The sequence below is a fragment of the Paenibacillus sp. UNC451MF genome (assembly GCF_000686845.1).
In the GTDB taxonomy this organism is placed as follows: Bacteria; Bacillota; Bacilli; order Paenibacillales; family NBRC-103111; genus Paenibacillus_S.
The window spans coordinates 253,049-266,205 of sequence record NZ_JMLS01000004.1; the positions used below are offsets into that span (position 1 = coordinate 253,049).

Below are 13,157 nucleotides of genomic sequence, written 5' to 3' on the forward strand. Positions count from 1 at the left end.
AGATTTACTTGCTAATCTAGCTTACCTACGATTCCAAGAATTAATTTAAGGAACTTAGGTTTGACCCGCTCTGTCGTCTCCATAACCTCTTCATGAGATAAAGGTTGATCGAGAATCCCCGCAGCCATATTACTTATGCAGGAAAATCCCAGCACTTCGATGCCCGCATGACGAGCCACGATGACTTCTGCAACGGTAGACATACCTACAGCATCGGCTCCGAGGGTCCGCATCATACGAATTTCCGCCGGTGTCTCATAAGTAGGACCGAGCAAACCGATATATACGCCTTCCTGCAGCTTAATGCCTTGCTCTGCAGCAACCTCTTTGGCCGTTTGGCGTAAAGCTCGGTTGTAAGCTTCCGACATATCCTGGAAGCGCACTCCCAGCTCCTTCAAGTTAGGCCCGATAAGAGGATTGCGGAAGGTAAAGTTGATATGATCTTTAATCAGCATCAAATCGCCAACTTCATAGGACGTATTGATCCCGCCAGCCGCATTGGTTACAAGCAGTGTCTTAACGCCGAGTTCTTTCATAACACGCACAGGGAAGGAAACAACCTCCACACCGTACCCTTCATACATGTGAAACCGGCCCTTCATCAGCAGCACGTGTTTACCTTGAATCGTACCTAGAAGCAGTTCCCCAGCATGACCTTCAACAGTGGACACTGGAAAATGCGGAATGTCTCCATAGGAAATAACCGTAGCGTTCTCAACCAAATCGGCAATAACGCCAAGGCCGGAGCCGAGAATAAGTCCGATTTGTGGAGCAGACGAATACTTGCTTTGTATGTAAGCTGCCGCCTCTTTAATCTTACTAATTAATGATTTATCTTCCATCGTTTTGACCCCTCTCCCTCATTTTAGGATAACTGCTGCAAAAAGCTGCTGCCGTTGCCAGTGGATTTAACGCCGAAATTATCGGCAATCGTTGCTCCTACATCGGCAAAAGTAGTTCTCACACCTAAAGAGCTTTGGTCATTCAGGCTTGGACTGTACACAAGTAATGGCACATATTCACGAGTATGGTCCGTTCCATGATGAATCGGGTCATTACCATGATCCGCCGTCAAGATGAGAAGATCATCCTGGCCGATGCACTGCTGCAGCTTAGGAAGCCATTCATCGAATTCCTCCAAAGCTTTGGCATATCCTTGCGGATCACGCCGGTGGCCGTACAAGGAATCGAAATCAACGAGATTCGTAAACAATAATCCTTTGAACGTCTTCTGCATATGCTCAATCGTAGCCTGGATCCCATCCAAATTACTTTTAGTCGAACGTGCTTCCGTAATCCCTTCACCGGAATATATATCATTGATTTTTCCGATTGCTATACAGTCGAGTCCCGCTTCCTTCAAGTGATTCATCACGGTTGGCTCCGGCGGGCTAACCGCATAATCATGTCGGTTCGGCGTCCTTTTGAATGTCCCCGGCTGCCCTACATAAGGACGCGCAATGACCCGCCCTACCGCATAAGGCTCATCCAAGGTAAGCTTCCGGGCGATTTCACAAGCGCGGTACAGCTCTTCAAGCGGGATAATGTCTTCATGAGCAGCCAATTGAAACACGCTGTCCGCGGAAGTGTAAACAATCCAGGAGCCTGTTTTCATCTGCTCTTCACCAAGCTCGTCCAAAATCTCGGTTCCCGACGCTGGCTTATTGCCTAATACTTTACGTCCGGTCTCTTGTTCGAAGCGATCGATTAACTCCTTTGGAAAGCCCTCTGGAAATACGTTGAATGGGATGCTTACCTTTAGCCCCATAATCTCCCAATGGCCTGTCATCGTATCTTTACCGACGGATACTTCCGCCATTTTCCCATAGGAGGCAAGAGGTCTCTCTGCAGGCTCGATACCTTGTAATGGAGCTATATTGCCTAGACCGTACTGCTGTAAATGCGGCAGCGCAAAAGAGGGATTTCTCTCCGCGATATGTCCCAGCGTGTTGGATCCGGAATCGCCGAACGAAGGCGCATCCGGCAGCTCGCCGATTCCAACACTATCCAAAACAATTAAACATATACGTTGAAATTTCATTCAGCACACCTCCAGTTCATCCTCAGTCTGATGCTATTATCGCAAATCAAACGTCCGTTTGCAAAAAAATAGCCTGCTTATATTCAAGCAAGCATCTGCGCATCAAGACCTATCTGCCGTCTCCTTCTTGGCTCTTGGATGGGCTTTATCATAGACTTCCTTCATTTTACCGCGGGCCACTTGAGTGTAAATTTGCGTTGTAGAAATATCGGCATGTCCCAACATTTCCTGAACCGAACGAAGATCCGCCCCGTTCTCCAACAGATGAGCGGCGAATGAATGTCGCAGCGTATGAGGCGTAATTTCCTTCAAAATCTGCGTCTCCGCGGCATATCTCTTAATAATTTTCCAGAAGCCTTGACGCGTCATCCTTGTACCAAGATGATTTACGAATAAAGCCTGCTCCGATTGAGCCTGCTTCAGCATTTTTGAACGCATCGTTGTAATGTATAAGCCTACGAACTCGGAAGCGATGGCCCCTAGCGGGATGATACGCTCTTTAGATGCTTTCCCGATACAACGCAGGAATCCCATCTCCAGGTTCACATTCTCCACATCAATTGAAATCAATTCTGTTACACGGATTCCCGTAGCGTATAGAATCTCCAGCATTGCTTTGTCCCTCAAACCGTTAGGCACTGTGATTTGAGGTGCGTCTAGGAGGGACTCTACTTCACCGATAGTCAAAACCATCGGTATCCGTTTCTCCAGTTTCGGCATTTCCATATGTAAGGTCGGATCATGCTCCATCTTATGTTCTCGTACTAAAAAATGATAAAACGCTCTAATAGAGACCAAGCTTCGGGATTGCGTCGCAACCGCCCGTCCCCTTTTCTTCAATTGCTGCATATAATTCGATACTTGTATTTTTTTTGTATCGGCAAGCGAATTAATTTCCTGACTCTCTAAAAAATCGAGATACTGCATGATATCTCTCTCATAGGAGTCCAGCGTGTTCTTCGCCAATTGCCGCTCCACGGACAAATATTGAATAAACGAGTCCAGTTCCTTTTTCATGCTGATTTCCCTTTCTATGTCAGTCCCCGCGATTGAACCTGTTGCCCAATCCGTTACTAAATTCAACACGGAAAAGGATAATCCTGCTTTTTACCCAAATCGTTATTCTCCAATCCAATAAAAGAGCTTCAACCGTTCGCTCATCGGCCCTTGATCCGTCATAACATGATTCTGAAATACTTTGACCGCTTTGCCTGTTGGTTCCTTATATCTATGAGTAGGTTCAATCCATTGAGTGAGCGCCAACAGCATATGATAAAGAGCATAGGAGAATACCATAAACACCAGCAGAAACTTGAAACGCCCCATCCATTTACGAAAAGAAAAGATCATAGCCTGTACCTCCCCTCTAAGGATAGACTATGATCTGCATCCATTATTTATGTTGGATCGTTCAACGCGGATTCCAGCAGAGAATCCAATTCGACATAAGGTCTTCCTGCCGCTGAAGCTACTGCCGGATGCGTAATATGCCCTTGATACGTATTTACGCCGAGCTTTAGCTCCCGGTGATCTTTAGAAGCCTGATGAAGCCCTTTGCCAGCTAGTTCTGCGGCGTAAGAAAGCGTCACATTAGTCAGAGCCAGAGTAGATGTCCGTGGTACTGCCCCCGGCATATTAGCCACCGCATAATGAATCACACCGTGCTTCACGTAGACAGGATCGCTATGCGTCGTCACCCGGTCCACTGTTGATATAGTTCCCCCTTGATCGACAGCCACGTCCACAATCACGGAACCAGGCTTCATTTGCTGTACCATTTCCTCGGTTACAAGTTTAGGTGCTTTGGCACCTGGAATCAGCACTGCGCCTATCAGCAGATCTGCCTTCTGAACAGCACTAGCAATATGATATGGATTGGACATTAATGTACGTATTCTCCCCTGGAATACATCGTCCAAGTAACGGAGACGTTCAGCGCTCCGGTCAATGATCACTACGTTGGCGCCAAGTCCTAAAGCCATCTTAGCTGCATTGGTACCAACAATCCCCCCACCCAGGATAATAACATCCGCAGGCGGCACGCCTGGAACCCCTCCGAGCAATATCCCTCTGCCGCCATAAAACTTCTCCAAAAATTGTGCTCCTACCTGCACGGACATACGTCCGGCTACCTCACTCATAGGTGTTAGCAAAGGAAGGCTGCCGTTCGCCAGCTGAATCGTCTCATAAGCGATGCCCGTCACTTTACTTTCCAATAAGGCTTCCGTCAACCTAGTCTCTGCAGCTAAATGGAGATACGTAAACAAAATTAGACCCTCGCGAAAATAACCGTACTCCTCCGGCAGCGGCTCTTTGACCTTCATAATCATATCCGCCTGATCCCATACTTCAGCTGCTTGGTCAAGCAGAACAGCGCCTTCCCTAGCATAATCCTGATCTGCAAATCCACTCCCTGCCCCTGCTCCGCTTTCCACAAGGACTTTGTGTCCTAAGTGATGCAGCAATCCGGCTCCACCCGGTGTTAAAGCAACACGGTTCTCATTGTTTTTGATTTCTTTTGGTACCCCTATCACCCTTGAATGACTCATGATGGCCTCTCCTTTCAGTCACATGCGTAATCTATAACATTAATTTCCCCGTTATTCTTACACCTTAACCACTTCTTACAATCTGGAATAAGCAATCACCTTTACATAGATAGGATTCTCCACAATTTTCAGCTTTGGAACTTACAGCTTTCTCATGATATACTTTATTCAGCAAATGATATTGGGGAAGGGGAACCTTAATGAAAAAATTAGGAGCTGAGATTCGAAGCTGGGTAGGTTCCATCGGGGCTGCCATCGGCTGCGCTTTATTAATTGGGATTTTTATTATCCAGCCGACCAAAGTTATGGGACATTCTATGGATCCCACGCTTCATGATCAGCAGCGCATTTTTATATCGAAATTATCGCATACGTTTCATCTTGAGCCTCAATACGGAGACATTGTGATTCTGGACAGCCGCGTAGATCGTGAGAGAACCTTTGCTGACGACTTGTTTGAGCATCCGTTAATTTCGTTGTTTACTCACGGAGAAGACAGTCAAACGATCTATGTCAAGCGAGTCATCGGTAAACCGGGAGATGTTCTGGAATTCAAAAATCATCAGGTATATCGTAACGGCGAAGCTCTAAACGAGCCTTATCTTAATGAAACGATGAACTATTCAAGCAATGAAAAGCTTACCGTCCCTGCCGATCACATTTTCGTCATGGGCGACAACCGCAATAACAGCAAAGATAGCAGAAATATCGGCTTTATTCCTCTTGATCATGTTTTAGGGAAAAAGATTTAATATTTAGATGACCGGCGCCTTTAAGCGTCGGTTTTTTTATTCATCCTACGTAAAAAACCTTCTGGCCTGTAAAAACAAGCAGAAGGTTTCGTTCGATTTAATTTTTAGTTTTATCTGTCTTGTCAATACAGCGGTGACAAATCCCCTGAAAATCAAGACGATGATCCAACACTTTAAAACGGTACTCCTTCTCGAGCCGTTCTTCGAGTGGACCAAGCCAATCTTCCATAATCTCATCGACGGCGCCACATTGCACGCAGATTAAATGATGATGATGATGATGAGTGCTGTCATTGCGCAGATCGTAACGGGCAACGCCGTCACCGAAATTCATCTTCTCAACGACATGAAGCTCGGTTAACAATTCAAGCGTCCGATAAACCGTTGCAAGTCCGATTTCCGGAGCTTTATCCTTTACGAGCATAAATACGTCTTCCGCGCTTAAATGGTCTTCTTCGTTTTCAAGCAGCACACGGACTGTAGCTTCCCGTTGAGGAGTTAGTTTGTAGCCCTGTGACTGCAGCTGTTGTTTAATTTTATCAATGCGAGATTCCATGCTACTCCCCCTACGGGTTTTGCGAAAAGCAAAACCTGCTGCGTAAGTCTGCGCCCAGAATGGTGCGGCAAGAGCTTCAGCTTTTGCTGGGCTTCATTCTTTCATTATAGGTTGAGGGTGGCCGGAAAGTCAAACATTTAAAACGACATTGTAATCAGCATGGGGGTTACCCACTTCATCATTACCGGTGAAACGTATGCTTCGAACATCGCTACTCCCGCGAGCAGCACCCCGGATAACAAAATCGTCGCTGAATATCTCATGAACGGTTCGTAAAATGCACCCTTCCGGGTCATGAACCGGTGTTTGACCATATGAATGGAAAAAGCCATAGCCGTAACACTGCAAACGATAAGAGCTGGAATAACGATCAAATTTTGCGGTGCTACGGATACCAGCGCAAACAGCAATCCTTTCCAGGATAGCTGCCCAACCAAATAACCTACAGTGAAGCCCACCAACACACCTTTTAAGAAATCAAGAATCAAAATTAACGGAAGTCCGATAACGGACATCCCAAGTATCCAAATAATGAGAATCCATTTGATATGAAGGCTGAACGACTGCTGGAATGATTGCTTGACATCGTCAAATTCGCCTTGGTCCACTGTGGAGAAAAAATGGCTCAAATATCGCATAATCTCTTGCTTTTGCTCCAGAGATAGCGCATTGACCATGACCGTGCCGAACACTACACCTATGACGAAAATGATTCCAACGAAAACATATAGCGACAGATGCTCCTTCATATAAACCTGTAGCGAACGATTACGGTTCATGCTGCATAATCCCCCCTTGCACTGTTAGTACAAGCATATGATCTGGGATATGCGGTTATGACCATTATCTGTAAATCAGTAATAATTCAATAGTTTTAGAGAATCCAAGCTATTTTCTTGCAACTTTACCATACTTGCCTCCGCCGCCTACTTGGAGCTTCAGCTTGTCTTGACGTGCTTGCACGATGAATTGAGCAATCTCCTCTCCGGCAGCACGCTCCAGTTCTTCAGCCGTTGCTTGGTGGAGAATGTTCATCTCAGTACCAAACTGTGCGAGTAAAGCATTGAGCTTCTTCGGCCCCAAACCCGGGATATACTCCAGCGGAACCTGGTAATAATAGGGCGGTCGGTCATCTGGAACATAAGGTGCTCCTTCTTCGCGATCTGCCAGTTCAAGGATACGGTCCATAACACCGCGAACGATTTTCTTGCTGCCGCAATACAAGCAGCGTTCGACGCTCACTTCTCGCTCATCTGCTATTGTACCGCAGCTGGCACAATAAGTCCTATGATATTTGCCCAAACGTGGATTTAATCCGTAGTTGGCCGCAACACCCCGACCATTCTCCTTAGCTAATGCTTGACGCAGCTCCTCAAAGCTCGGCCCTGCCAAAAGAAGCTTATTATACTCCCGGCCGATCTTGGCTAACGAATGGGCATCCGAATTCGTAAGAAACGTGTAGCGATCCAACTCATAGATATACCCCGCCATTTCTGAATCCGCACTTAATCCAAGCTCTACAGCGGCAATACCATCCATATCGAGGAGATGCTCCATCCTTGTGGAACAGCTGCCATAGACACTTTTATGCGGTGTGAAAATGTGAGCAGGCACTAGGATGCCCCCCCTGCCAAGCACTTGCTGCTGAAGCTCTCTGGCGGTTACGTAAATACGCTGCGAGCTCAGTCCTACATTTTTCATATGCTTGCCAAGCCAGCTTGTGAACTCTTCCATCACCGACACGGTAGGCATGTAGGCGAGCAAATGTGCAGTCCCCATTCCCGGATCCCGCACTTCGATTTCGCTGCCAAGAATAATGGTTGTCTGATGGTAGCGGATGCCTCCCCCGGCAGCCTCCTCCATCTCACCTTTATCGAGATACTTGAACATTTCACGCTGAACAGCTGGAGATTGACAGTCTATAATGCCGACGATATCCATGCCTTTGCGCTCTGAGGCTTCACGAGCAATATTATAAAAGGTCAAATTGTTCGCTGCGCTTATTTTTACGGCCTGTCCTTCTTCTGTCCGCCCAATATGAATATGCAGGTCTGCGTAAAAAGGACGCACATCCGTCATTAGAACGCCCCCGTTAGTTTATATGATTGCCATGCGTATACGGCTGTAATCGTCTTGGCGTCGCTGATACGCTGCTCCTTAATGTACTCCTTTGCTTGCTCTAACGTAATGCTCTCGCATTCCAAAAATTCATCCTCATCGAGATGCACTTCACCTTTGACCAAATCATCTGCAACATACAGATGCAGGATTTCATCCGCAAACCCAGGTGACGTGTAAAATGACGCAATATGCTTAATAGAACCTGCCTTGAACCCGGTTTCTTCCTCCAGCTCGCGTTTGGCAGCTTCAAGAGGCTCCTCGCCCGGATCCAGCTTGCCTGCAGGGATCTCTATCTGACTTTTCTCTAACGGCTTACGATACTGCTCCACAACCAGCATGCGATCGTCTTTCAAAGCCAGAACCGCTACAGCTCCCGGATGCTTAACGATCTCTCTCTTTGCCATTTCCCCATTGGGAAGCCTGACCGTATCGACTTGTAAGGAAATCACCTGGCCTTGAAAAATGGGCTCAGATGAAACAGTAACTTCTTCAAACTTTTTATCGTTAAGCGGTTTGCTCATCGGTAGTATCCTCCAGGTTCAACTAAAATTAGAAGCTCTGAATATTGCCCTCTCCTTTGTTTGATTCTCAAACTTTCGGATCGTTTTCTATTATATCACACCATGCATATTCATAGTTTTAGATAAGGCATAACTCGTCCTTAGAACGCATAGTGTGTATCAGATGGAACATTATCGGAAAAGAGGGATTTTCTCTATGAAAACTTATTTGTCAGAGCAGCAAATTCGTTTGGTAGGACGTGTCTGGGAAATTAGACGTTATTTGAAACAAGCTCAGGCAAGAATGACTACAGATGTCAGCCTGCTAGCTTTTTTATCCGAGCAGACAGGATATAAGCATGAAGGCAGGAGCAGCCTGATGCTGGATAGCGGACAGACTCAACCTATGGAATTGTCGCATAATGCCACGCCAAGTCAGCTGCCGCACTCATCGCAGACCAAAAAGCAGGATCCTCAAGTAATCCCCTTCCCATCGAAGTAATCGGAAGTCTGTATTCCGAAAGAGCACGCTGCCACTGTTCGTCAGAAACAGGTACATGCCAGGTCAGCGCGTGCTTGGAAGCAAGCTCAAAATAACCCGCCTGCAGTTGCACTCGTGCCCCGTCATCCCCTGTCAACAAGGGCAGCGGAACATTAGCGCGAATCAGCGTTAAATCACGCAATACCGTTAATGTATGATGGCTAATTCCGCGGTGACGCTCACGTTCGTCAGCGAAGCTGATCCGCGGTATGGCTATGGGAAGCCCTTGAAGAACTCCTACTGCATTCAACAATTCACTCGCTTCCGTACCGCTGAACCCCATCAGCGTCTCTGTGCCTACACTTCCTGGGCCCGGCAGCACTATAGCCAGATCGGCTTGGAGGACATGCTTGGCAGCGAGCAGGGCAGTATACTTGTTAACAGCTTCTAAATCCCCCCCATAGGCTTGCCCATAAGTTATGCACCCAATCAACCATCCTAACTGTTTCAAATGCCTTACGTGCTTGCTAAAAGCTAACGGAAGCGCCGCGCTGTCCGTCATGATATAAGCTATGCGCAGCGGTATTCCTTCCTCTCCCATCCTCTGTCGCAATCTGCATAAAAGCATGGGCAGCATGCTGTGCAGTTCTCCGACAAGCACCGGCATTCCCTCTAGAGTAAGCTCTTGGGTAAACAGCTCGTGAAATGGGCTTGACTGCTCCTCCACAGCAAGCACTGGCCGCTGAAGCGAAGTATATCTTAACTTCATTATATGCCCCGCAGCCGTATTCGCCTCATAAGCTGAATTATGTGAATCTGAAGAAGACAATTCCGAGGTTGTCCCTCCAACACCTCTCGACAAGACTTTATGAACGAAATGCACTCCTCCTGTACCCAATCCCAAGGCCACGGCCGTTGTGTTAAGCAGCACCTCATCGTCCACTTTCAAAGAGATTGCATGATCATCACCATAATAAACGGCTATACCCTTAGTTCCATCGTTGAATCTGACTGTTATTTCGTAGAGATCAAAATCCTTTGTACTTATTTCTGTAACGACTGCCGTTCTCCACTTGATCAAGCATGCCCCCTCCTAACGACTTCATCTAGTAATAAATATGTATGTAGGAACGTCGTCTCTCATGTTCACCACTCCAAGCAAACCCTTAGTAATAAAAAAACCGTCAATCCGAAGATTGACGGCAAGTCCGTTATCTGAACAAAATTAAGCTTGAGCCGCTTCTTTAATAATTTGCACTACTGCTTCCGTTACTTTAACCATATCGCTAATGGCAATGTGCTCTTCAGTCGTATGAATATTTTGATATCCTACAGCTAAGTTTACCGTTGGTACTCCGAAGCCATTAAATACATTGGCATCGCTGCCGCCTCCGGAATGGAAAGTACTCGGCGTACAACCAATTTTTCTAAGAGCTTCCATAGCAAGCTTTACGACAGGGGCGTTCTCGTCGAACATAAAGGCAGGATAAATGACGTCGCTTTTAAAGTCGACTTTCGCGTTCATTTCAGCAGCTACATCCTCGCAAGCTTTGCGCATGGCTTCAATCTGGCGATCAAGCTTATCCTGCACAATACTGCGTGCCTCTCCCTCCAGCTCGACCCGATCCACGACAATGTTCGTTGCGCCATTCACACCGCCTGCGAAGCGGCCGATATTAGCTGTAGTCTCTTTATCGATGCGTCCGAGCGGCATTCTTGCGACAGCTCTACTTGCCACTGTAATGGCGCTGATCCCTGCTTCTGGATTCACACCTGCATGTGCAGAGCGACCGGAGAAAGAAATAAATATTTTGGCCTGTGTTGGCGCCGCAACAGCGATAGCTCCTACTTCTCCATTGGAATCCAGTGCATACCCATAGTCAGCTTGCAGCCATTTGGAATCCATTTCACGTGCACCTTTTAGCCCCGATTCCTCACCAGCTGTAATCACAAATTGAATTTGTCCGTGCTTAATGTTTTGTTCTTTCAGTACCCGGATTGCCTCGAGCATTGCAGCCAAGCCCGCTTTATCATCGCTGCCCAGGATTGTTGTACCGTCACTGCGAATGATACCGTCTTCGCCAATTTGCGGTTTAATGCCTTTACCCGGAGTTACTGTGTCCATATGGGAGGTAAAAAAAAGCCGTGGCAGTTGTGTTTCAGAAGTCGGTGCCAGCGTAAAAAACAGATTGTTCGAACCATGTCCGCTGCGCGAGGCCGAATCGTCCTCTTCCACAGTCAGTCCCAATGCAGAGAATTTCTGTTTAAGCACTTGGCTGATTTCTTGTTCATAACGAGTCTCGCTATCCACCTTGACCAGCTCGATAAATTCATCGACCAAACGTTTTTCCTGAATCATCTCTTTCCTCCTATGTACACTTTAAGTTAAAATATGAATATCTCGATTGCATGAAGAGGAGTTGAATAGGATGCGCAACAAGATCGTATTTAAAGTTATTATTTACGTTATGCTGATTTGTATGGTTTTATCAACCGTATTATTTACTGTCAATATGTTCCTCTAGTACGCGAAGTCCTTTGCTTTATCCTAAGCAAATTTAATATAACTTCGTCTCTTGATTGTACGACTCCATGTTTTCTTTTACGCGCTGCAGGAAGCGTCCGCAGATTACGCCGTCCAAGATACGGTGATCGAGGGACAAGCATAGATTGGCCATGGAGCGTACCGCAATCATATCTTGAATAACGACAGGCTTTTTCACAATCGATTCGAAAGTGATGATGGCTGCCTGAGGATAATTGATAATCGGCTGTGTCAAAATCGATCCGAACGAGCCTGTGTTATTTACTGTAAAGGTACCACCCTGCATATCGTTAAGCGACAGCTTGCCGGCTCTTGTTTTCCGGGACAATTCTTCGATTTCCCGTGCGAGTCCGGCAATATTTTTTTGATCGGCGCGCTTAATTACTGGCGTTAGCACCGAATCCTCTGTACCTACCGCAAGCGAAATATTGATATCCCGCTTAACAATTATTTTATCTACCGCCCATACCGAGTTCATAATAGGGTAGTCCTTGATGGCACTTACGACAGCTTTCATCATGAAGGAAAGGTAAGTTAAATTAACGCCTTCCTGCCGTTTAAATTCGTCCTTCAGCTTATTGCGAAGAAGAACCATATTCGTGACGTCAACCTCAATCATCATCCAGCCATGAGGGATTTCGGTTACACTTTGACGCATATTGCGCGCAATAGCGCTGCGAATCGGCGTCACGTCAACCAAGTACTCTCCTCTGCCTTCCAGTTGTTGACCTTCCACCTCAATACGTGGAAGCGGAGGATTTTCGGACAAGTGGATACCGGTCGAACGAAGGGGTCCCTTCGGTGGACTTGAGAGGAATACATCTTCCGCAGTACGTGCTTCTGAGCGCTGCTCCGCTCTAGGAGCTGCGGCTTGTGGTTGGGCTGCCGTGTTTGCGGCTGACGCCGACTTCATCCCCGATGCAACAAACGCTTCAATATCTTTGCGCGTAATGCGTCCGCCAAGACCCGTACCTTGAACATCCTCCAAGCGAATACCATGCTCGCTTGCCAGCTTCAATACGGAGGGAGAAAAGCGATTGCGCATTCCTTCATCGTAACCAGCAGCAGCGGACTGTCCAATAGAGCCTCCAACAGGAGATGTACCCTGAGACGCAGTACCTTGGCCTTGTGTCGACAATTGTTCCTCAATAACACAAATAGCCTCTCCAACGGCAGCGGTCTGCCCTTCGGCTACCAGCAGTTTGGTCAGTTTACCGGCTACTGGTGACGGCATCTCGGTATTTACCTTATCCGTAATTAACTCGCATAAAACGTCGTATTGCTCTATGTAATCGCCCGGCTGCTTCAGCCATTTGCCAATCGTTGCTGAAACGAGACTTTCCGCGAGATGCGGAACGGTCACTTCGGTTTCCTTTACATTTAAGTTCATTAGGTGGTTTCCTCCTAAGACTTTTGCCATAGGCAAAAGTTACTTCGTAAGCATTCACTGAGTTTTGCCGTAGGCAAAAGTTACTTCGTAAGCATTCACTGAGTTTTGCCGTAGGCAAAACTTACTTCGTAAGCATTCACAATGTTTACCCTTACGCCAACTTGATTGCTTATTAATATTGTACATCCATTTCTGTAGGATGAGCTGAGCCTTGCGTCAAGC

At 46.8% G+C, this 13,157-nt stretch carries 15 protein-coding genes; 3 read left to right on the top strand and 12 right to left on the bottom strand.

The genetic code is table 11. The features are described 5' to 3' along the window. Positions 1-11: 11 nt before the first annotated feature. From BP97_RS0108625 to ald, 5 genes are all read right to left on the bottom strand, one after another. Positions 12-842, bottom strand: a complete 831-nt coding sequence (locus tag BP97_RS0108625) for a purine-nucleoside phosphorylase (protein ID WP_028548743.1) — start codon at positions 840-842, stop codon at positions 12-14. Positions 843-865: 23 nt separating this feature from the next. After that, positions 866-2,041, bottom strand: coding sequence for a phosphopentomutase (gene deoB / locus BP97_RS0108630; RefSeq protein ID WP_028548744.1), 1,176 nt, complete (start codon positions 2,039-2,041; stop codon positions 866-868). Between the two features lie 102 nt (positions 2,042-2,143). Continuing rightward, positions 2,144-3,058, bottom strand: coding sequence for a site-specific tyrosine recombinase XerD (gene xerD, locus BP97_RS0108635; RefSeq protein WP_028548745.1), 915 nt, complete (start codon positions 3,056-3,058; stop codon positions 2,144-2,146). A gap of 102 nt (positions 3,059-3,160) precedes the next feature. Continuing rightward, positions 3,161-3,391 carry a DUF4227 family protein gene (locus BP97_RS0108640; protein WP_028548746.1) on the bottom strand — a complete coding sequence of 77 codons (231 nt, stop codon included), beginning with the start codon at positions 3,389-3,391 and terminating at the stop codon, positions 3,161-3,163. Between the two features lie 47 nt (positions 3,392-3,438). Further along, positions 3,439-4,590 carry an alanine dehydrogenase gene (ald, locus tag BP97_RS0108645; protein WP_036745649.1) on the bottom strand — a complete coding sequence of 384 codons (1,152 nt, stop codon included), beginning with the start codon at positions 4,588-4,590 and terminating at the stop codon, positions 3,439-3,441. 200 nt (positions 4,591-4,790) lie between these two features. Between ald and lepB the strand changes: the two genes are divergently transcribed. Continuing rightward, positions 4,791-5,342 (top strand): signal peptidase I, encoded by a 552-nt coding sequence (gene lepB, locus BP97_RS0108650; RefSeq protein ID WP_028548748.1) that lies wholly within the window; start codon positions 4,791-4,793, stop codon positions 5,340-5,342. Positions 5,343-5,439: 97 nt separating this feature from the next. Here lepB and fur read toward each other — a convergent pair whose 3' ends face one another. The 4 genes from fur to BP97_RS0108670 form a co-directional block, all read right to left on the bottom strand. Continuing rightward, the gene (fur, locus tag BP97_RS0108655) at positions 5,440-5,898 is read right to left on the bottom strand and encodes a ferric iron uptake transcriptional regulator (RefSeq protein WP_028548749.1); all 459 of its coding nucleotides are present in this window, start codon (positions 5,896-5,898) and stop codon (positions 5,440-5,442) included. Positions 5,899-6,035: 137 nt separating this feature from the next. Then, positions 6,036-6,677, bottom strand: a complete 642-nt coding sequence (gene spoIIM, locus BP97_RS0108660; RefSeq protein WP_028548750.1) for a stage II sporulation protein M — start codon at positions 6,675-6,677, stop codon at positions 6,036-6,038. Between the two features lie 109 nt (positions 6,678-6,786). After that, entirely contained in the window at positions 6,787-7,977 is a 1,191-nt protein-coding gene (locus BP97_RS0108665) for an endonuclease Q family protein (RefSeq protein WP_028548751.1), read from the bottom strand. Next, entirely contained in the window at positions 7,977-8,540 is a 564-nt protein-coding gene (locus tag BP97_RS0108670; protein ID WP_028548752.1) for an NUDIX hydrolase, read from the bottom strand. Before BP97_RS0108670 ends, BP97_RS0108665 begins: the two co-directional genes overlap by 1 nt. 196 nt (positions 8,541-8,736) lie before the next feature. On the opposite strand from BP97_RS0108670, the gene mciZ reads away from it, so the two are divergent. Continuing rightward, complete coding sequence (gene mciZ / locus BP97_RS41690; protein ID WP_197035430.1) at positions 8,737-9,021, top strand: Z-ring formation inhibitor MciZ; 285 nt, start codon at positions 8,737-8,739, stop codon at positions 9,019-9,021. Here mciZ and BP97_RS0108675 read toward each other — a convergent pair. Next, positions 8,924-10,081, bottom strand: a complete 1,158-nt coding sequence (locus BP97_RS0108675; RefSeq protein WP_028548753.1) for a DUF3866 family protein — start codon at positions 10,079-10,081, stop codon at positions 8,924-8,926. The two genes, mciZ and BP97_RS0108675, sit on opposite strands and share 98 nt — an antisense overlap. 144 nt (positions 10,082-10,225) lie before the next feature. Then, positions 10,226-11,359, bottom strand: a complete 1,134-nt coding sequence (locus BP97_RS0108680; RefSeq protein WP_028548754.1) for a M20/M25/M40 family metallo-hydrolase — start codon at positions 11,357-11,359, stop codon at positions 10,226-10,228. Positions 11,360-11,429: 70 nt separating this feature from the next. On the opposite strand from BP97_RS0108680, the gene prli42 reads away from it, so the two are divergent. Continuing rightward, positions 11,430-11,525 (top strand): stressosome-associated protein Prli42, encoded by a 96-nt coding sequence (prli42, locus tag BP97_RS41395; protein ID WP_156043176.1) that lies wholly within the window; start codon positions 11,430-11,432, stop codon positions 11,523-11,525. Between the two features lie 33 nt (positions 11,526-11,558). Here the strand turns inward: prli42 and BP97_RS0108690 are convergent, their stop codons facing one another. Next, positions 11,559-12,935, bottom strand: coding sequence for a dihydrolipoamide acetyltransferase family protein (locus BP97_RS0108690; RefSeq protein WP_028548755.1), 1,377 nt, complete (start codon positions 12,933-12,935; stop codon positions 11,559-11,561). Between the last annotated feature and the right edge of the window lie 222 nt (positions 12,936-13,157).